This window comes from Chitinophagales bacterium (assembly GCA_041392475.1).
Taxonomy (GTDB): Bacteria; Bacteroidota; Bacteroidia; order Chitinophagales; family UBA2359; genus JAUHXA01.
In genome coordinates this window covers 1,233,038-1,254,548 of record JAWKLZ010000003.1, presented here as the reverse complement: position 1 = coordinate 1,254,548, position 21,511 = coordinate 1,233,038, and the positions used below count along the sequence as shown (strand labels likewise).

12 protein-coding genes are annotated in these 21,511 nt (G+C 39.5%); 7 read left to right on the top strand and 5 right to left on the bottom strand.

Features of this window, described 5'->3' with window-relative positions:
* The first annotated feature begins 136 nt into the window (after positions 1 to 136).
* Positions 137 to 637, top strand: coding sequence for a hypothetical protein (locus tag R3E32_27745; protein ID MEZ4888549.1), 501 nt, complete (start codon positions 137 to 139; stop codon positions 635 to 637).
* Between the two features lie 483 nt (positions 638 to 1,120).
* Here the strand turns inward: R3E32_27745 and R3E32_27740 are convergent, their stop codons facing one another.
* From R3E32_27740 to R3E32_27730, 3 genes are read right to left on the bottom strand one after another with little or no spacing between them, the layout of a single operon-like run.
* Positions 1,121 to 2,788, bottom strand: a complete 1,668-nt coding sequence (locus R3E32_27740) for a TonB-dependent receptor (GenBank protein MEZ4888548.1) — start codon at positions 2,786 to 2,788, stop codon at positions 1,121 to 1,123.
* A gap of 29 nt (positions 2,789 to 2,817) precedes the next feature.
* Complete coding sequence (locus R3E32_27735) at positions 2,818 to 3,711, bottom strand: hypothetical protein (protein ID MEZ4888547.1); 894 nt, start codon at positions 3,709 to 3,711, stop codon at positions 2,818 to 2,820.
* Positions 3,712 to 3,733: 22 nt separating this feature from the next.
* Positions 3,734 to 6,841, bottom strand: coding sequence for a tetratricopeptide repeat protein (locus R3E32_27730; GenBank protein ID MEZ4888546.1), 3,108 nt, complete (start codon positions 6,839 to 6,841; stop codon positions 3,734 to 3,736).
* A 161-nt stretch (positions 6,842 to 7,002) separates the two neighbouring features.
* On the opposite strand from R3E32_27730, the gene R3E32_27725 reads away from it, so the two are divergent.
* Entirely contained in the window at positions 7,003 to 7,134 is a 132-nt protein-coding gene (locus R3E32_27725) for a hypothetical protein (protein MEZ4888545.1), read from the top strand.
* 383 nt (positions 7,135 to 7,517) lie between these two features.
* On the top strand, positions 7,518 to 9,767 hold the full coding sequence (gene rnr / locus R3E32_27720) for a ribonuclease R (protein MEZ4888544.1): 2,250 nt from the start codon (positions 7,518 to 7,520) through the stop codon (positions 9,765 to 9,767).
* A 287-nt stretch (positions 9,768 to 10,054) separates the two neighbouring features.
* On the opposite strand, the gene R3E32_27715 is transcribed toward rnr, so the two are convergent.
* Positions 10,055 to 14,200 (bottom strand): tetratricopeptide repeat protein, encoded by a 4,146-nt coding sequence (locus R3E32_27715; protein ID MEZ4888543.1) that lies wholly within the window; start codon positions 14,198 to 14,200, stop codon positions 10,055 to 10,057.
* A 904-nt stretch (positions 14,201 to 15,104) separates the two neighbouring features.
* On the opposite strand from R3E32_27715, the gene R3E32_27710 reads away from it, so the two are divergent.
* Positions 15,105 to 15,533, top strand: coding sequence for a (4Fe-4S)-binding protein (locus R3E32_27710; protein MEZ4888542.1), 429 nt, complete (start codon positions 15,105 to 15,107; stop codon positions 15,531 to 15,533).
* On the opposite strand, the gene R3E32_27705 is transcribed toward R3E32_27710, so the two are convergent.
* On the bottom strand, positions 15,523 to 16,947 hold the full coding sequence (locus tag R3E32_27705; protein MEZ4888541.1) for an aminotransferase class I/II-fold pyridoxal phosphate-dependent enzyme: 1,425 nt from the start codon (positions 16,945 to 16,947) through the stop codon (positions 15,523 to 15,525). The genes R3E32_27710 and R3E32_27705 overlap by 11 nt on opposite strands.
* Positions 16,948 to 17,037: 90 nt before the next feature.
* Here R3E32_27705 and R3E32_27700 point away from each other — a divergent pair, with 90 nt between their 5' ends.
* The 3 genes from R3E32_27700 (at position 17,038) to ahcY (ending at position 21,289) form a co-directional block, all read left to right on the top strand.
* Positions 17,038 to 18,339, top strand: coding sequence for a dicarboxylate/amino acid:cation symporter (locus tag R3E32_27700; GenBank protein MEZ4888540.1), 1,302 nt, complete (start codon positions 17,038 to 17,040; stop codon positions 18,337 to 18,339).
* Positions 18,340 to 18,392: 53 nt separating this feature from the next.
* Positions 18,393 to 19,706, top strand: coding sequence for an NAD(P)/FAD-dependent oxidoreductase (locus R3E32_27695; protein MEZ4888539.1), 1,314 nt, complete (start codon positions 18,393 to 18,395; stop codon positions 19,704 to 19,706).
* A 266-nt stretch (positions 19,707 to 19,972) separates the two neighbouring features.
* A complete protein-coding gene (gene ahcY, locus R3E32_27690; protein ID MEZ4888538.1) occupies positions 19,973 to 21,289 on the top strand; it encodes an adenosylhomocysteinase in 1,317 nt (438 codons plus the stop codon).
* Positions 21,290 to 21,511: the final 222 nt, after the last annotated feature.

Here is a 21,511-nt window from a genome sequence, read left to right as displayed (position 1 = left end):
ATAGTCAAATAACAATGGTTTGAAAAAACAATGCACCCCTTTATTTCTTCAATTGGTTTTAAATCATTGAACCAAAATGAATTCATAGGGGTTATTTTATTAAAAACTTGATGTCACCAACCTAAACCTATTGCGTATGTCTATTTTCATTACTTCAGTAGAGAGTATCAATTGGAAAAATTCGGGATACAATTTTTTGGTAGTCGAGGCAGAAAGCCGTTTGGCCGTCGCTGAAATGATCAATGGTAAAGCCTTCACCTGTTTGGGAATCAAAAAATGGGAAGGTGTGGAAACAGTGGAGGATGGCCTCAAAATTTTGATTAGAAAAATGGTGCAAACCATTCAAACTGTGTCTATTCAGCAAGGTTTGGAACTGAGTTATTCTGGATGGGTTATGTGGGCGGTCAATCGCCTATATCGAGACAAAGAAGTGGCATTTGTCATTGAAGGTCAAAATCGTGACCTCGCTCGCCGCACCTTGACCAACAACGCTTATTGGACTTACCTCGATTCAAGTCCCTGTTTTATAGACTGTGCACCTCCTTTGGAGGCATCGGTGATTTGCCAAGTGTTGGGTACTCAGAATCAACTGTGGATGTTGGAGGGCAGAAACCCAACTGATAAATACTTGATGTAGGCTTGAGTAAAGTACAAAATGTTTTATGGATTTGATATTATTTGTTTTGGGTATTGACAGAAGTTCGCTGTTTCTTTTGCATTAGATAGTGTCTGAACGGAATCTTGCAAGAAGTTCACAGTCAAACTATTGGATGCAAAAAATTATTTGAACTTTTTTGGATTTTCAAGAATACCAATACCTTCAATAAATTCCTAATGAATTAGGAACAAGTTATTACAAGAATATAGAATCTTCGTGAAATATAGGCAAAAAGTTCGTTTGTTTAAACAATTAGCTATGTTTTGATAGTCAAATGATTGAGAGTTTCCGTTCAGGCACTAGATAGAAGACTATAATCAATACAATTTGCAGGTTGATTACGCCGTTTAACCTCAAAAAAATAGCTTGATAACCCTCTTCCATCAATAGAAGCAGAATCATCAAGCCCATCAATTATATTAAATATTCAATTTTAACTATACGGAGAAAGGTTGTATAATCTCAAAATCTCAATATCGCTCCACCCAATAGATTCAGCCCATAAGTTGGATAATTCAAATAGCGTTCAGCCTTGATGCCGAGCGCATTGTTGAGGTTGGCAAAGACTGAAAGATTCTCAAACAATTTGTATTTGGCTGCAAAGTTCAAATCCATATAATTTTTTAAATCTTGCGCTGTGCCATCCACCAATTTTCCTTTCATGCCATTAATCACAAACAGTTCACCCATCAAATCAAGATTTTCAATCATTTTGAACTCTGCCCTTAAATCAATGCGAGCACTCGGTAAATGCCAAGCTTCTACCTCCTCCTGCAATGTGTAACTGTACGCATTGAAGACCAAAGAAGTAAGGAGTTTTTCGCCCAACTGATACGCAATCTCAACCTGTGGGTGAATGGTTTTCATTTCAGGCTCAAAAATCACCTGAAAGGTTTTACCATCCACTGCGTCATTGACATACAATGGCTGCATATCTGTGATTTCTTGTCCTACTCGTGCATTGAAGGAGATACCATTTACTGCGCCTTTTGCACCAATATATCGGTCTTCCTTTTCTGAGTTTTGAAGCGAAAAGAAAGGCATCACAAAAGGATTGTCTTCGGTAATAGACATGTAGCTGTTTTTAAGTACCTGCTTTTGCCAACCTCCGTAAAGGGTCAATCTATCTGGAACGAGACGGGCTTCTAAGTTTAAATAAGGAAAAGGAGATATGTTATTGTCGTCAAAACCCAAGTTCACCCCACCTGTGAAAGTCCCAAAAGACGATTTGTAAGTGATTTTGGGAAGCAGGTTCAAAACCACATTGCCGACATTACTCGTATCGGTGTCGGTTACATTGTTGAAGTGCAAAAAAGCATCACCTCCTACAAACCAATCGCTGTTCAAAGGTCTTTCTGCATTGCCTTTCACAATGAAATTATTCTCTGTGACGTTAAAGTTTTTATTTTGGTAGTTGTGAAAACCGACTTCTGCATGGTAATCCATTTCGGAGCGGGTTTCGGCAGTATTGCCCATTTCACCCCTCACAGAAATTTTGTTGTATTGTTGTTTCACCTCATCTTCTGTAAACACCAACGTTGTATCGGTTTGGTCGTAGCCATATTGGTAAAATACATTGCGGTTGAAGTTAATGTTGCCGCCAAAGAACGCATCATTGGTAAATACTTTTCCATATACACCTACTTTGGTACGGCTGTAATCCTGAAAATCCAATTTACCTTTTGAAGAAATATATCCTCCATTTGCGCCAATCACATATTTATCTGATTTGCCACTGCTCAATGCAATATCCAAAATAGGCGTACTTTGTGTACCAAAACCCGCACGAATCCATGCATTGTGAAGGTCTTCACCGTCTTTTTTACCATTTTTTTCCGACTCATAAGCCAAGGGCTTCAAGGTAGGAGGCTGATAGGCAATGGTTAAGAAGCGATTCGGAACTTGATAGTTGCCAAAAGTAGGTTGGTTTTGTTTGATTTCTTCGGGACTCGGCAAATCGGGTGAAAACTCGACCTTTACTGCATCCGCCAAGGTGGGTTCAAAGGGTTTTACAATGTCAATTTCTTCGGGGTCAATGTCCAACCCATTGTCTCCGTCAGGATTCTGTGCTAAAAGCAATCCTACCTGACTGAAGATAAGGAGGAAAAAAAATATGGTTTTATGATTCATTATGTACGTTTGGTTTCGTTTTTTTCTGTTTATTTTTTGCGCTTTTCGTCAATATCTTGTACTTGAGATATACTAAGCCCAGTCATAATCGCTATTTCTTCGTAGCTTTTGCCTTGTTTGAGACAGTTAATAGCTACATTTTCAAGAGTTTTTTGAATTCCTTCTTGAATTCCTTCTTGAATTCCTTTTTGGATTCCTTTTTGGATTCCTTCTACAATTCCCTCTTGAATCCCTTCTTCCTTTCCTTTTTTGTAAAGAGCATCTTTTTTGATATCATAAGTTATCGGCATATCTTGAATTATTTTAATCGTTAAATCTTCTAAAGTACGCAACCTCGAAAGAACAATTAGTTGTTGAAGGTACTTTGATAGTTCCTCGGGAGTTTTACTCACCGCTTTGAGTTGCATCACTATTAAACGCAAAATAGCGTCTGTTCGTTCCACCTCATAATTACTCAATAAGGCTAAAAGTACAATTTCTGGAACTTGAGAACCTAGCAATTGAGTTGTATTAAGTTCGTGGATATTTATCAAGTCAAAACCTTCAAACTTTTCTTCATCCTTCAATTTGGTTTTCATGCTCGGCTTGCCTTTTCCCAAATAAATGACAATGTGCTTGATAGGTAGTTTGTGTTTTCTAAATGCCAAACCATGATATTCAACCATACGGTAAATCATGTTTTTGTCATTTTGAGTTTGAAACTCAATGTGTAGCAAAATTTTCTTGTTCTCATCTGTCACAACTTGGTAAAAGAAATCCATTTCTCGCTCAATCGTTTTGGTCATTTTCTCTTGAAGCGGTTTGTACGAAATGATTTTGATGTCAAGTTCTTGCTCAATCAATGGAATGAAAAGTGCTTCTGCATTTTCTTTGAAGATTCTATCATACAGATTCCCTGATGGGTTGTTTTTTTCTTGCTTCATATTGGTAGTCCAAAATTAGTTTTTACTGATTATCAAACTCAAGATCCCCACCAGTATTATCACTTTTCAATTTACTACCTGATTTCTCTAATTCCAAGATTTTGTTGAGTTTGGCACGAGCCTCTTTCTTCAATTCATCCTCAGGTGCATAATTTTCAATCACACTCACAAGGGTTGCTTTGGCTTGGAAAATGTCTTTTTTGGCAACATAAACATCTGACAACAGAATGAAACTCTTCACCATCCAATATTCATAATCTTCCGTTTCTTTGATGACCTTGAAGGCATATTCTTGTGCTGCATCGTATTGACCGTTTTTGTATTTGATGTCAGCGATATAGTAGCGTGCTTTTGCGCCCTGTTCGTTGGTTGTTCTTTTCACGACTTCATCCAAATTGGTGACCGCAAGCGGATATTGCTTGTTTTGGTAAGCCAATTCTCCCACCGCAAAATAGCTATCCAACTTATCTTCAGCAGTTGCATTTTCGTGTTTTCGCAATAAATCACCGTATTTCACCACATCCGCAAGCCTTCCAAGTTTGTGAGCCGATTTGACCAAGCCCCTAATCGCATTGACTGCCAATTCTTTTCGAGAAGTGATAGCATAGAGTTGTTCATAATATTTGAAGGCTTTGGCATAGTCATCGTTGATATAGAGAGCTATTCGAGAACCTTTGTCCAGTGCTTGTTCGGTGAAAATACTTCTTGGCTGTGCTAGAATATAGTCATAATCTTTACCTGCTAGTTGATAACTTTCTTGACTGTAAAGACACTGACCACGGTAGAAATAAGCATACAATTGGTAAGAACCGTTTGGATATTCTGCCAAGTATTTGGTAAATTCTTTGACAGCACTGTTGCAATCACCTTTGGTATAGTAGTTTTCTGCAATGCGGAAAGTCAGCGTATCTTGTGCCGAAGGATTGATGTTGATGCCAGGGAAACGTTTGAGGAATTGAACGTAACCTGCTGCATCTCCTTTGGCGATGAATACATCTTTGATTCCTAAAATAGCTCCTTGTCCTTCATCCGATTTTGGGTATTTCTTCAATACTTCTTCATAGTACTTCAAAGAATTAGTGTAGTCGCCTGTGTTGTAATAAATAAGTCCTAAATTCAACAAAGATTTTGGAACGTATTCACTATCAGGCTGTTTCGTTAAAAGTTGTTTGTGGGTATTGATAGCAGCTTGCGGATTGTTCATCAACAAATGGGTTTCTGCAATCTGAAACAAAGCATCATCTACATAATAGGAGGTCGAAAAATTGTTGGTCATAGAAGTGAGTTGGTCAATTTTCTGTTTGTATTGACCCATCAATCCCGACAACATACCTTTTTGGTAATACGCATAATCGGCACCTCGCAGCTTGTATTGTAGTATTTTATCGTATTGAGCAAGAGCAGCAGCGTATTCTTTTTTGATGAAATAACAATCGCCCGTTCTGAGGATGGCATCAGGATACACTTGTGCCAACACTGAATTTTGGTCCAATAAAATATCAGGTTTTTTTGCCAACAGATTGACAGTATTTTCAAAGTAGGTTTTGGCATCACCATATTCTTTTTGATTGAATAAGCTGTAACCAATCGTATAATTTGCAGTAGCAGGATTCACCTTATCACTCACAACTCGTCCTTGTGATGTACCTATAAATGCCTCCATGCTACCGAAAGCATCGGGGTATTGGTTTTGACGAAACGCAATATCTCCTTTCCAAAAATGTGCCAATGCAACGACTACTTCATCATAAGGATTTTGGAGTGATTTGTTGAATAATTCCGTTGCTTGAGCGAAATTTTTATCGCTAAAGTATTCTACACCACGGTAATACAAAGCTCTCTGATAAGAACGAGCCAAGGCAGGTGTTTTGTTGGGAATGCTTTCAAGCCACTCCAAGGCACTTTGATAGTCTTGTGTATTTTCAAACAAACTTGCCAGCAATTGTGTGGCTTCGTTGTAATATTGAGAATTCGGATAGTTGGCAATGAAATAGCGAAAACGTGCGCTTGCAGTGCTGTGAAATCCCAATTCGTAGGACAATTTGGCGTGATTGAAGGTAGAAATTTCTTTGATAACTGGGTCAAAATCCAATCTTGAAGCTTGGTCAAAAGCATTGAGGGCTTTCGTTTTTTGGTCGACCTTCAAATGGGTTGCCGCCAAATGGTACATGGCGTTTTGACCAATAGAATCCTTCAATGTGTTGAGTTCGGTGAAGTTGGTGATGGCATCTTCGTATTGACCAACCTGATATTGGGTGTATGCCAATTGGTAAATGACATCTTTGCGAACTTGCGGAGTGTTTTCAAAATAATATTGAAGGTAAGGAAGCGCTTTGGTAAACTGCTGCTGATTGAAATAGGTTTGACCAACCAACTGATTGATTTCGTTGCGGTATTTGATGTTTTGACTGGTTTTTGGTTCTGCATATTGCAGCAATTCACTGTATTGACCTTTGGAATAATAAATATAGGTGATGTAATACGGAATGGCTTGTGAGTAGGTTTTTTCTTTTTCTACCTTTCTGAAACTCAACAAAGCATCGTCATAATCTCCTTCAAAAAAAGAAATCATACCATAATAATAGTTGGAAGGATAGTAGTAATCATTGCGGGTATTGATGCCTTTGGACAAATATTCTTTTGCCTTGTCAAATTTTTTGCTGGAAAAATAACTGTACCCCAATTGAAACTGTACTTCGCTACGTTCTGCTTCGGATAAGGAAGCCAAATCAATGTCTTCGTAAGCGGAAATAACGTTTCGGTATTGTTTTTTATCAAAGTAGATTTTGCCCAATTGATAGTGCGCCAAACCCTCATAGTAGGGATTGTTTTGTTCATCTATGAATCGGGTTAGCAACATTTCGGCATTTGGTTGTTCGAGTTTCAAGGCACAAATTGCTTGATAATAAAGTGATTGCACTTTTGCCAATTCCATTTCATCCGTAAAACTGTAATTGGGTAGGTCAAGGGTTTTCTCAAAATATTGCTGTGCCAAGGAATAGTTTCCTTCGTTGTAGTGTTCTTGTGCTTTTTTGAAGTCCCTATAGGGTTGGGTATATATAGCCGTTTCTTGTGCTAAAAGAGGAAGGGAACTGATAAGAAATAAAAAAGTTACTTTTAGGATATTCATAAGGTTTTTGAATACTATTAAAGGGGTAAATGTAAAAAAAAGTGGTGAAAAATTCAATTTATATGTCAGATGGATGGCTTTCTTCAATAGAAATAACGTACAGGAAACAAGTTAGTATATTTAGGGGAATAAAAACAATTTTGAGGGTAAAATAAAAAAGGTTGTTTGGTAAATCTAATCCCAATCGTGGGCAGCAATGGGATGTTTCCGATTTGCGGGCAGGCGTTTACATCGCTAATTGGCTACAAGATGGACGAGCATTGAAGCGGGAGAAAGTGGTGGTATTGGAGTAGGTTTTTGAACAGAGCTTGCTCCGATGAATGAATCGGAGAATGCCCAGTACAGCAAAAAGTAAATCATACTGTACATAAGTTCTTTTTAGGAGAGCAGTTCTTGTTCAAAAAGTAATAAAATCAAACATGGAATGAACTTTGTGTGCATAATAATTGTATTTACCATGGTCGCACTTTTTTTGAAGAAGAAAATGAGAAATTTAGACAGGAAGCCAAAGACCTCATAAAATATAAGATACGTTCCTTTTTTTTAGTGTATCTTTGTAATAGACGACAGCCTCTTACCCATATTGATAACCTGCCTTTTAACTCCAGTATTTATACCAAAAATCGCTTTTACCAATTGACAAGCAACTATTTAACAAACAAAAAATAATAAAAAATTGAAGAAACCCAAAAGATCCAGTAGAGGAAATTCCAATAAGAAATCTAGCCCCTTAGCCAACAAAATTGTGAAAATTTTTAACAACGACCACACCTTATCGCTTACCTACACTGCAATATGGCGCAAACTCGGAAAAAGCAAAGTCGACAAAGATGAAGCCATTGAAGCGACAAATGAACTGTGGAAACGAGGTTTGCTGAACAAAAGCGAGCGAGGTAATAGATTCAGTATCAATAGTGATAAAATTCGCTCTGGTAATCGTGATAAACGCAGAAGTGGTAGAAGTACCGAAAAAATAGAAGTTGAAGGTGTGGTGGATATGACAAGCAGTGGATCTGCTTTTATTGTATCGAGCCAACTGGAAAGAGATGCGTATGTGCCTGCAAGTCGTTTGAATCGAGCTATTGACGGTGATAGAGTGCGTGTGTCTGTGGAAATGGACAGAAAACGGGGCAAACGACCCGAAGGTAAAGTATTGGAGATATTGGAGCGAAGCCAACAAGAATTTGTGGGCATCATCAAATTGTCGAAGCGTTTTGCTTTTTTTATTGCAGACAAAACAAGTGTCACTTTCGACTTTTTCATTCCCCTTAGCAAAACCAAAGATGCCGAAGATGGTGATAAGGTTTTGATTCGGGTGACGGATTGGGAGACCGACGAAAAAAGCCCTAAAGCGGAAGTCATTGCAGTGCTGGGCAAACCTGGTACCAATAATGTAGAGATGCAGTCCATTTTGGTGGACAATGGTTTTAGATTGACCTTCCCCAAAGAGGTCCAAAAAGAAACCGAAGAAATCAGTCAAATTATCCCCGAAGAAGAAATTGCCAAGCGGCGTGATTTTCGTCAGATTACCACTTTCACCATTGACCCAAAAGATGCCAAAGATTTTGATGATGCCTTGAGCCTTCAAAAATTGGATAACGGAAATTGGGAAATTGGTGTACACATTGCAGATGTAGCGCATTATGTAAAGCCAAGTTCTGCAATGGATGACGAGGCCTACAAAAGAGCAACTTCTGTTTATTTGGTGGATCGAGTACTACCGATGTTCCCCGAAAAGTTATCGAATCTCGTGTGTTCACTTCGACCTCATGAAGAAAAACTGTGCTTTTCGGCTGTATTTGAAATGACAGAAAATGCAAAGGTGGTAAAAGAATGGTTCGGCCGAACCATCATTTATTCGGATAGACGCTTCAATTACAGCGAGGCGCAAGAGGTGATAGAAACAAGAGAAGGAGATTATGCCGAGGAAATGCACGTTTTGAATGAATTGGCCAAAAAACTCCGAGCCGAACGCATGAAAGCAGGTTCCATTAACTTTGGCAGCAAGGAAGTTAAATTTATTTTGGACGATGAAGGCAAGCCGATTGATGTCTATATCAAAGAAACGAAGGACTCTAATTTACTGATTGAAGACTTCATGTTGTTAGCCAACCGTTCGGTGGCGAAATTTGTGAATACCAAAAAATACGCTGACAAAAATGTGCCTTTTGTCAATCGAGTTCACGCTACACCCGATGAGGAAAAATTGGCGGAGTTTAAAGATTTCGCAAAAGCGTTTGGTTATGAAATGGAATTTGATTCGGTGGAAGAAATATCGAACTCTCTTAACAAGCTACTAAACGAGGTGCAAGGAAAGCCTGAACAGCATCTTTTTGAAACCCTAGCGGTTCGGACAATGGCAAAAGCTGCCTATTCGACCAAAAATATTGGACACTATGGTTTGGCATTCAAACACTATACGCATTTCACATCACCAATTCGCCGCTATCCTGATGTGATGGTACACCGCATTTTGGCGGAGCAATTGAAGGAGAACCCTAAGCCTAAATTTGACATTCACGCCCTTGAAAAGAAATGTGAACACACGTCTGCAATGGAGCGAAAAGCGGTGACAGCCGAGCGTGCTTCAACGAAATACAAACAGGTCGAATACATGAGTAGTCGCATTGGTCAAGTCTATGAAGGCGTGATTTCGGGTGTGGTGAAGTTTGGTTTTTTTGTAGAAATGAAAGAAAACATGTGCGAAGGTTTGGTGCATATCAATACCTTGATGGACGACCATTACACTTTTGAAGATTCAAAACACGCCATTGTAGGCTACAATACGGGTAGAAAATACCAGTTGGGTAGTGAGGTGAAGGTAGTAGTGGTCAAAGCAGATTTAGCCTCTCGAAAGATTGACTTAGAGGTAGTGAGTGCTGCAAATGTAGGCAAGATAAAGGGCTTTGATTCGATGGATGTTTAGAAACAAGCATCAATGTGAGAAAGACTTTTGAAGTTTATTCTGAAAGAGCTGGAATGTTTGAAAATCAGTAGGCTCTCTAAAAGAAACTTCAAAAGTCTCACCATAAAAGAAAACCTCCCTGCCTCAGCGTCTCTGCGTTCAATTTTACGTCAAATGAGTTAAAAACCTCCCCGCCTCAGCGTCTCTGCGTTCAATTTTACGTCAAATGAGTTAAAAACCTCCCTGTCTCAGCGTCTCTGCGTTCAATTTTACGTCAAATGAGTTAAAAACCTCCCTGCCTCAGAAAATCACTCCGATGTTTGATAGGCTTCCATAATCTGCTTATTCACCTCCACATTGTTCAAAAACGAATAACCCATTGCCTCATCGGGAATTTTCGCCACCGCTTTTTGAAGCAATAGGTAGGCCTTTTTCAAGATGTCATTCGCACGAGCATCTTGTTGCTGCAAAAGCACTTGATAACAATGCAAGTAAGCCTTCAATACATCAGGAGTACTCGGTATATCTCCCGCACTTTCTGCAAAAGCCAATATTGCAGCAGCATATTGCAGAGCTTGTTCAGACTTGTTTTGAGCCAAAGTCACCAATGCCAAACCCGCCAAAGGTTCAAGGCTGGATTTCCCTTGTTTTCGCAAATCTAACGCCGATTGATAAGCCGTTTCTGCTTCTTCATACTGCCCCAATTCGGAGGTGATATGCCCCAACAATATAAGTGCATGACTTTCGATGTGTCCATCTTTCAATTCTTGCGCCAATTTCAAAGCTGTTTGGGCAAACTCTTTGGCTTGTTGATAATCTCCTATATGTAGATGCAACTCGCTGAGATTCGACAAGGTATATTTTTCCTCACTGCGATTGCCCACCTTGCGGTTCAATTGAAGGGCCGCTTCAAAAAGAGATTTTGCCTCATTGTACAAGCCCACATTTTGCAGTGTACCCCCCAAATATCCTAAGGCTGAACTTTCCACATACGGATTATTGGTTTCTCGACAGAGGTTGATGGCTTTTTCGTAGTATTTTTTGGCTTCTACATAGTATCCCTTCAAGAAATTAAGCGTTCCGAGATTGAAGTTGACATAACTCACATTTCGTCTGTCACCAATTTCTTCATACAAATACAAAGCTTTGGAAAGTGTATCTTCCATCAATTTGAGCTTGCCCTGAATGTTGTAAACAATGCCAATGTTGTGAAAAATCGTACTTTGCAGCCTTCTATCACCGCTTTGTTCTGCAAACTCCAATGCCTGCTGATAGAAATTCATTGCAGCTTTTGGTTCACCTTGCGTTCTTGCCAAAATTCCCAAACCTTGAAGTGCCTCCGCTTGACCTTTCGCATTTTCCGTTTGTTGATAAATAGATAACGCATCTTTGTAATAGGATTCAGCATCTACATAATTTGCTTGCTCATAAGCAATCACTGCCCCCCAAAAGTAAGCATCAGCAATCAATCGAATATTATCCACCTTATTGTTGTCAGTCACTATTTCTTGGACTACTGCAATTCCCTGTTCATGATCAGAAATGGTTTTGTAATAATTGACCAATCGCAATTTTACTTCGATTTCGTTATCAAAATTATCCAGTTGACTTGCCACTGCCATCCTTTCCTCCACATCCTTCAATTGTTCTGTTCTTTTACCGAGCAAGTCATAGACTTTTTCCCGATTTTTTAGAATCTCATAGCGGATTTCATATTCATCTTCATCCGTCAATTCCAATGCACGGCTAAAATATCCGACCGCCATTTCGTTGGCAAATTGTCGGGCAGCTTGTTCGCCTGACAATTTCGAATAATGTCTTTCTTGTTTTGTGTCCTCGGCTATCTGATAGTGATAGGCCAACAAGGGATAATATGGTGCAAGCATATCAAAGCCTTCTTTGCGGAAAGTATCTTCAAACCATTTGGCAACTGTGCGGTGTATTTGTCGTCTTTGTGCGAACAAAAGTGTCTGATAAGCAACTTCTTGGGTGATGATGTGTTTGAAGATATAAGCCAAATCAGGTTCAGGGATTTCCAAAGGTGTAAGATCTAAAATCTCTAATTTGTTCAAATGATCATTGATTTCCCCTGCATCTAGCGGAATGTATTGATTGAGCGTGTAGTGTAGGGGTGTATAAGCAAAAGTACGTCCAATGACTGCACCTATTTTCAATATCAATTGACGCTCAGGAGGTAGGCGGTCAATACGTGCCAAAATCAAGCCCTGAATACTTTCAGGTAGTTTTTGGGTCGCCTTTTTTAAATCTCCTTTTACAACACATTTCATTTTCTCACCCTCTTTCTTCAATTCGATAAAGCCTTGATCTCGAAGTGTAAATATCAATTCTTCGGCATAAAAAGGATTTCCGCCTGCTCGTTTCAATACTGCATCTGCCAGCATTACAGGTAAATCTCCCGCTTCAATTTTTAGGCGGTGAACCACCAACTCAATGATTTCTTCTGAACTCAATACTTCTAAAGTCAGCTTTTCGGCAACTTCCAACTGTTGCAGTTGATCGTAATACATTCGGTTGAGATAGTTGTCATCCAAAGGACGCAAGATGTTCACCAACATAAGCGGCACTTTCGCTACCAAAAGTGAGCGACTTACATTGAGCATCAGTTCCCAAGACATTTTATCAAACCAATGCACATCGTCCATGATCAAAATCATGGGATTTTCTTTTGCCCAAGCCTTGAGGAGTTCGATAATTAATATGTTCAAACTTTGTTGTCGCAACTGAGGACTTAACTGCTCGGTCAGTTCATTTTCTACAATACCAAGATTTAGAATGTCATTGATTAATGGGAGACGTTCGATTTGATCGGGAATCAAATCTGCTATGGTAGTTGCTACAAAAATCTGTTTTTCGATAGGATCTTTGATGGCTTCCAATCCAAAAAAGTCACTCAATATATCTCGCCAAGCACGATAGGGTGTTTTTTGTTCGATGCTCGATCCTGTTCCGATAAGATAGGTAAAAGCACTTTCTTGAAGGTACTGCATAAAGGATTTGACCAACCGTGATTTACCTACTCCTGCATCTCCTTCAATACTCAATATACGTCCTTCACCATTTTGGACGCTGATAAAAGTATCCATCAAGTGTTGTAGTTCTGTGCGACGACCAATCAGTTTGCTGCTTATTTTTTTGTGCAACTTACTGCTGGCTGCTCCTGTAGGTTGATATACACGAATCAAACCACTCTTACCTTTCACTCGAATGGGTGTAAGGCTATTGAAGGTAATTTGGTTATTTGCAGAACGGTAGGTCTCATAATCACACATGATATTGCCGCTACCTGCTTTGCCCATAAACCTTGCGGACAAGTTCACCACATCTCCAATAACTGTATATTCGGCTCTATTAGGACTTCCCATAGGCCCCGAAAATACACGTCCAGAAGTCACTCCCACACTCAAACTAAATGGGAAGTCAGGATGGTCGCTTATCCAACTTTGTAAATCCATTGCACACCGCACTGCTCTTGCAGGATCGTCCTCATGTGCAAAAGGGGGCGCACCAAACAAAATCAACAATACTGTTCCTTTGTCATCTACAGCTAATTGGCGAATAGCACCTTCGTAGCGATAAGTAGTTGCTTGCGCCATTTGTACAAACTGCTGCAAATATTTGATGGCTTGTGGGTGATCGTAGTCTAATCCTTCGATTCCCACAAAAATAACACTCATCGGACGCAACTCTGCTAACCATCCTTGCAATGATTTGTTGAGCCAAGACAATACCGAACCCGCCAAAAATCGCTTGGCATATTGCTCTACAAAATCTTTATTGTCAAGTGTTTCGTAATTTATAGGCTCAAGAGGTATGGGGGTTAACCAATTGGGATAAATCACCTCCAATGCTTCATCGCTTAATACTATATCCCCTTTTTGCGCCTTTTGCTCTGCTTCTCCGATTTGTCTAAGAGGATCTCCTGCAATGATATATTCCCACCTGTTGAAAACACCACCTACTTGAATTCCTTTGAGGTGTCCCACTCCAATGCTGATGGTCATTTGAAGGGCAACAATACCAATACTGGTCTTCAATTCTCTAAAATCAGACATTGCAGCTTGCATGGCTTTTGCAGCTTGCATGGCTCTTTTGACTGCCATACCCATTGTTTCACCTCGGGTTGGGAAAACGACTGTCACAGCATCACCACTGAATTGAACCGACTCTCCACCTTCGCTTTCAATAATAGCAATCATGCGGGTGAAATAACCATTCAATATACGGGTTAATTCTTCTGGCCCTTCTGCTCCTTTTTCTGCCAATGCCTCTGTTAGGGGGGTGAATCCCGAAATATCTGCAAACATGATAGCTGCATCAAATTCTTCCACAACAGGCTCTAAGGGTAGTTCTTTGGCTGCAGTGATGGTTTTCATCAAGGTAGGCGGTACATAAGGTGCTATGACAGATAGCTTATTAGATTGTTTATCAGACATAATAGAGGTAGTTTCATTTTTTCTGGCTTAGACAATCTAAGCCAAGTATTTGGTCAAATAGTATTGTTCTACTCCACTTGATAGTTTTATTGCACAAGGATCAAAAATGTAAACAATCAAACCGCAATTTTTGTGCTAAAAATCAGTGTTTTACTTCTTGCAGTTGTTTTTACTAGAGATAAATAAATTATAATCAGTGAGTTAATATAATTCTTTCGATTCTTTTTTGTTGATTTAAATGAGGAAATGAATTGATTTATTATTTGCATATAGAAAGGAATTAAAAATTTTATACACTAAAGTTCTTGATTAGAAAAAAGAAATCAAAGTTCAATAAGCAAATTATCTGTCTCACTATCAAAATATTGGATTATTAGATATGTGCCAAAAATCAAGATGAAAACTTGATTTTTGCAAAATTACATTATTGTAATTGGATAGGTTTTGTAATAAATTTGAAAAATCAATTCATATTTCAATTAATCACCGCATAAATATTTTTAATTAATGTATAAAAAGTGAAATTTAATGCAATAAATGAATGGCATACAAATTTTTTAAATTTTGATCCACCTTATGCGTTTACGCATTTTGTTAAAACCACTTACAATTTCGTAAACGCTATTTCAGAAACGATAATAAAAAAAATATTTAATTAGATAACTTTGAAAGCTTAAAGCCATTCTCATAGTAAAAAACTTAAATCTGCTACTGAACTGATATTGAAAAGACGGGAAATCTGAAATTTCAGAATAGCTATGCCTAAAAAATCGACACAATACATAGGGATTATTTTCTTTTGTATTGTGTCTTTTTATTTTTTGCCAATCCTAATAAAAATGCACGCAAAAATTTTGAACAATTTTGTGTTTTCATGCTTTACATGATATAAATTTTCAACACTATGGCAACTAAACAACCTACTAAAGAGTATTCAAACGGTGAAATTACAGTGGTATGGGAACCTAAAAAATGTATTCACTCAGGCATTTGTGTTCAGACTTTGCCAAATGTATATAAGCCGAACGAACAACCGTGGATCAAAATTGAAAATGCTTCTACAGAAGAATTAAAAGCACAAGTAGAGAAATGCCCCTCAGGTGCATTGAGTTATTATATGAATGGCGAAGAAAATCAAGAAACAGAGTCTCTAGAAACCAAGGTAGAAGTCTTACCCAATGGACCTCTGTTGGTTTATGGAACACTGAAAGTAACCGATAAAAGTGGTAACATGGAAGTGAAAAACAAAACAACTGCTTTTTGTCGTTGTGGAGCATCGAAAAACAAACCTTACTGCGATGGCACACACGTAAAAGTAGATTTTAGAGATTAGCCAATTCCCTTAATTTAGCCAAGAGTTCTGTTAAATCTGCTAATGTCGTAAACGGATTCATCAAAGAAACCCTCAAATAAATCTGTCCACGAATCGTAGTTTGGACGATAAAAAAACGGCCATCATGCAGCATGTCTAAACGCAATTTGGCATTGAAGTCATTGATAGAGTAGTTTTTTGGAAGTAAATACCGAAAGCAAACGATATTGCAGGAAGGTTCAATCGCTACTTCAAAATCATCACTTTCTGAAATCATTGCTGCAAATTGTTTTGCCAAGTCAATGGCAGCCGTCACATAATTCCCAATTGCCGTTCCTCCATAAGCTCGCAAAACGGTGTAAACCCTTGCGCCCATCATCGGACGGGTACATTCAATCGTTCTTTTCAAAAAATCAGACCAATTATCTTCGCCCTCTTTCACTGCCAGATAGTCTGCTTTTTGGGTGAAGGCCTTCAGTGAAGTTTGTCCATTTTGAAACAAAACGGCAGTCACCAAGGAGGGAAACAGCATCATTTTGTGAAAATCAATCACCACAGAATCAGCCGCTTCAATGCCCTTCAATAGGTGTCGGTAGCTATCCGATAACAACAATCCACCACCATGCGCTGCATCTACATGAAGCCAAAGTTGGTACTTTTTGCAGAAAATAGCCAATGCCTCCAAATCGTCAAAAGAACCCGTTGAAGTAGAACAAGCATTGCCCACTACGGCAATGATTTTTTTCCCATCTTGAAGTGCCGATTGATACGTTTCTTCCAGTTTAGAAATATCTATCCGAAACTCGCTATCAGTAGGTATTTTTACCATCCCCTTTTCACCCATTCCCATCATTTTCACCGCCCGACTGATAGAGTAATGCGATTCGTCTGACACCATAATCGCCAAGTCATTTTGCACACCTTCCTCCCACACATCGTAGCCCGCTTTTGCTTGTCTTGCAGCCAAGAGGGCAGTGAGATTGCCCAAAGTGCCACCAGAGGTCAAAATGCCATTGGCGGACTCGCCAAAGCCACAATGTTGCAGCATGAAATCCACAACGATTTTGTCCATTGCAGCTCCCGAAGCACTCATTTCGTACATCGAACCACTGCCATTCATTACGCTTGTCACCATTTCTGTCAAACCACTCAAAGGAATAGGAGCAGTCACTTGATGCCCTACATAACGAGGATGTTGTAGATGCGTAGTTTGCTCAAAGATGGGTTTGAAAAGTTCTTCAATAGAAAGGTTAGAAGGAGCAGTTAAATCCAAATCCAATTGTGCAAACATTTCTTCGGGTGCTATCAAAGCGGAAATAGGAATGTCTTGGCGGTTTTGAGATTGTTCTAAATAGTCCGCCAATAAATCCACAAGTTGATGTCCCTGTTGGCGAAATTCGCCTGGATGATATGCTTTCTTGATGTCATTTTCCATATTTCAAAAGTAAGGAAAAGTCTCAAGAGAGTTCTCAATTCTACAAAAATGTTTATATTGAGCAATCAACAAAAAACATCTATACATCGTATGAAAAAACTTGCACTACATTGGAAAATCTTATTGGGTATGCTCTTTGGAGTTGTGTTTGGTTTGATAGCTAACACAATGGGGTGGAATGGATTTGTGACCGATTGGATCAAACCCTTTGGAACGATTTTTATCAATTCTCTCAAACTCATTGCCGTTCCTTTGATTATTGCCTCTCTAATCAAAGGTATTTCTGACCTGAAAGATATTTCCAAACTTTCGCAAATGGGCGGACGTACCATCGGTATTTACATTCTCACCACCATTTTTGCCGTTTCTTTGGGTCTGTTGGTCGTCAATGTATTGCAGCCAGGAAAGTCTATTTCGGAAGAGACCCGACAACAATTGGTAGAAACGTATAAAGAGGATGCCAACAAACGGATTGTAGATGCAGAGGGGCAAAAAAAGCAAGGTCCACTGCAAGCATTGGAGGATTTGGTGCCGTCCAATATTTTTGCAGCTGCTTCCAACAATGGCAATATGTTGCAGGTAATTTTCTTTGTGATCTTTTTTGGTATTGGATTGATTCTTATTCCTGTAGAGCAAGCTGCTCCCGTCAAAGCTTTTTTTGACGGATTGAATGAGGTGATTTTGAAGTTGATAGACTTGATTATGTTGGCAGCTCCGTATGGGGTTTTTGCACTTTTAGCGTCTCTGGTAGTCGAGTCGCCGAGTGCGGATTTATTCATTGCCTTGTTGTGGTATGCTTTTTCAGTATTGATAGGTTTGGGCTTGCTTACCTTCGTTTTGTATCCTACTTTGGTTAAGATTTTCACAGGCAAAAGCCCTAGTTTTTTCTTCAATGGCATTGCCCCTGCTCAGTTGTTGGCATTTTCGACAAGTTCAAGTGCTGCAACTCTGCCTGTCACGATGGAAAGAGTGGAGGAACATTTGGGCGTAGAAAAAGAAGTAGCGAGTTTTGTACTGCCCATTGGAGCAACGGTGAATATGGATGGAACTAGTCTGTATCAAGCAGTTGCGGCTGTATTTATTGCACAAGCTTTTGGAATGGATTTGAGTTTATCGGCTCAGTTAGGAATTATTGCTACGGCTACTTTGGCTTCAATTGGTTCAGCGGCGGTTCCTGGCGCGGGCATGGTCATGTTGGTGATTGTCTTGGGTCAAGCGGGGATTCCAGAAGCGGGTTTGGCTTTGATTTTTGCGATTGACCGCCCTTTAGATATGTGTCGAACAGTCACAAACATTACAGGGGATGCAACGGTTTCGATGTTGGTGGCAAAGTCAGTAGATAAATTGGGTGAACCACATGTAAAAGATTGGGATGACAATTATGGAAAATGAAATCTATTTTGCTTCAAAAGTGTTCATATATTGAATCAAATAGAATGAAATAAATGCAAAAAATTCCCTTGCCACAAACCAACAATCCTCGTGTCGTCATCATCGGCGGCGGATTTGGAGGCATAGAATTGGCTAAAAAATTGCGAAAAAAAGCGGTGCAGGTGGTGATGATTGACAAAAACAATTTTCATACTTTTCAGCCCTTACTGTATCAAGTAGCTACCGCAGGTCTAGAACCCGACTCCATCGCATATCCTTTGCGAAAAATCTTCAAAAACCAAGAAAACTTCCATTTTCGCTTGGCAGAGGCGCAAGAAATCATTGCATCGGAGAACAAATTGCTGACAAGCATTGGAGAGGTTCGCTATGATTATTTGGTGATTGCAACAGGTTCTACTACGAATTTCTTTGGAATGAAGGAAATAGAGGACAATAGTATGCCGATGAAAAGCGTGGCAGAAGCCCTTGACCTCCGCAGTTTGTTGCTTCAGAACTTTGAAAAGGCACTGCTCGCTACAAGTATTGAAGAAAGAGAAGCATTGATGAATGTTGTTGTTGTAGGTGGTGGTCCGACTGGTGTAGAAACGGCAGGTGCTTTGGGTGAATTGAAAGAGCATGTATTACCCAAAGATTACCCTGAGTTGGATGTACGGCAGATGCAAATTCACCTCATTGAAGCAACAGGCGGCTTGCTAAATGGTATGTCAGAGGTATCGGGCAAAAAAGCGGTTCAGTTTTTAAAGAAATTTGATGTGCATGTGTGGCTCAATACGGCGGTGAAGCACTATGATGGTCATATAGTTTACACAAATACTGAACACCAAATTCCTACAAACACCTTGATTTGGTCGGCTGGCGTGAAAGGTGCGGTCGTTGAAGGCATGGATGAAAATGTGATTGGTAAAGGTAGTCGAATCTTGGTCAATGAGTTCAGTCAGGTGAAAGGGTATTCCAATATTTTTGCACTCGGTGATGTAGCTGCAATGATTACCGAAAAGAACCCAAAAGGTCATCCAATGGTGGCTCCTGCAGCCATTCAGCAAGGGCAGTTGTTGGCGAAAAACTTGGATAATTTGCTGCAAAACAAAACGATGCAGCCATTCAAATACAAGGATAAAGGATCGATGGCAACTGTTGGACGCAATCGGGCAGTGGTAGAAGTTGGGAAATTCAAATCACAAGGTTTTATTGCTTGGTATATGTGGATGGCAGTACATTTAATGTCGTTGGTGGGCTTTCGAAATAAATTGGTGACATTTGTGAACTGGATGTGGAGTTACTTCAATTATGACAAAGGGATACGACTGATTATCAGACCCTTCAAAAAGAAAAAAAAGGTAGAAGAAGTGATGGTAGATGAGGTATAAAACCAATACATTTGAAGTTTTCTTTTAAGAAAAAACTGATTGTCAATCTCTCCACGTTTTGAGGATAAACTTCAAAAGCCTCCTGCCTGCAAAATCTTCCGTGAACCTTAATCGTTCAATTCTAATTTTAATAGATTACTTGGTATCTTTGCAGTCTAATTCACAATAAGCCATCGGGCGAACCAAATTGATTTTGGTTTGTTGAGGAATAATAAATTTAACAAGAATATTTTATTTAATAAAAATCCATAAACACAAAGTATCGTATGGAATTGACAGTAGATTTAAAATTGCCATATAAAGTAAAAGACATCAACCTGGCAGATTGGGGACGCAAAGAAATGGAATTGGCGGAAGCAGAAATGCCTGGTTTGATGGCGATTCGTGAAGAATTTGGCGCAACACAACCTTTGAAGGGCGCACGCATTGCAGGGTGTTTGCACATGACAATTCAAACGGCTGTTTTGATTGAAACTTTGACCGCTTTGGGCGCAGAAGTTCGTTGGTCGTCTTGCAACATTTTTTCTACGCAAGACCATGCTGCTGCTGCAATCGCTGCAACGGGTGTACCTGTTTTTGCTTGGAAAGGCATGAACGAAGAAGAATTTGACTGGTGTATTGAGCAGACTTTGTTCTTTGGAGATACTTCTCGACCATTGAATATGATTTTGGACGATGGTGGTGATTTGACCAATATGGTTTTGGATCGTTACCCTGAAATGGTAGAGGGTATTCGTGGTATTTCGGAAGAAACAACGACTGGAGTTCACCGCTTGTACGAGCGCATGAAAAACGGTACTTTGACCCTTCCTGCTATCAACATCAATGATTCGGTGACAAAATCCAAATTTGACAACAAATATGGCTGCAAAGAATCTTGTGTAGATGCGATTCGACGTGCTACGGACATCATGATGGCTGGTAAAGTAGCAGTTGTAGCTGGTTATGGTGATGTAGGAAAAGGTTCTGCTGCTTCTTTGAGAGGTGCGGGATGCCGAGTAATCGTAACCGAAATTGACCCAATTTGTGCTTTGCAGGCTGCAATGGACGGATTTGAAGTCAAAAAAATGGCGGATGCTGTAAAACGTGGTGACATCATCGTGACAGCTACAGGCTGCAAAGATGTAGTAGCTGGCGAGCATTTCCGCAACATGAAAGACAAAGCGATTGTTTGCAATATCGGACACTTTGACAATGAGATTGATGTGGCTTGGCTGAAAGACAATTATGGTCATACGCATGTAAACATCAAACCTCAAGTTGATAAATATACTGTGGATGGACAAGATGTGATTTTATTGGCAGAAGGTCGTTTGGTAAACTTGGGATGTGCTACGGGACACCCTTCTTTCGTAATGTCTAACTCCTTCACCAATCAGGTGATGGCGCAGTTGGAGCTTTGGGAAAACAGTGATAAATACGACAATGCAGTCTATATGCTTCCCAAACACTTGGACGAAAAAGTGGCTCGTTTGCACTTGGCAAAAATCGGTGTGGAATTGGAAGAATTGACTACCGAACAGGCTGAATACATCAATGTGGAAGTCGGTGGACCATACAAGCCAGAATACTATCGTTATTAGTGGATTGGGGATTAGTTATTGGTTTATTAGCGAAATACACTTAGAAATATAAAACGGAAGGGATGTGATTTTTAGGAATTGCATCCTTTTTTTGTGTTTGAGTGTTGTGTAAACACTCACCCAATGCCTTAACACAACTACGATTGCGGATTTGTGGGTGTACCATGAGAATCCTAGTGCGAGGTTTTTTTGCATACTTTAGATGAGTGTTGGGGGAGGAAG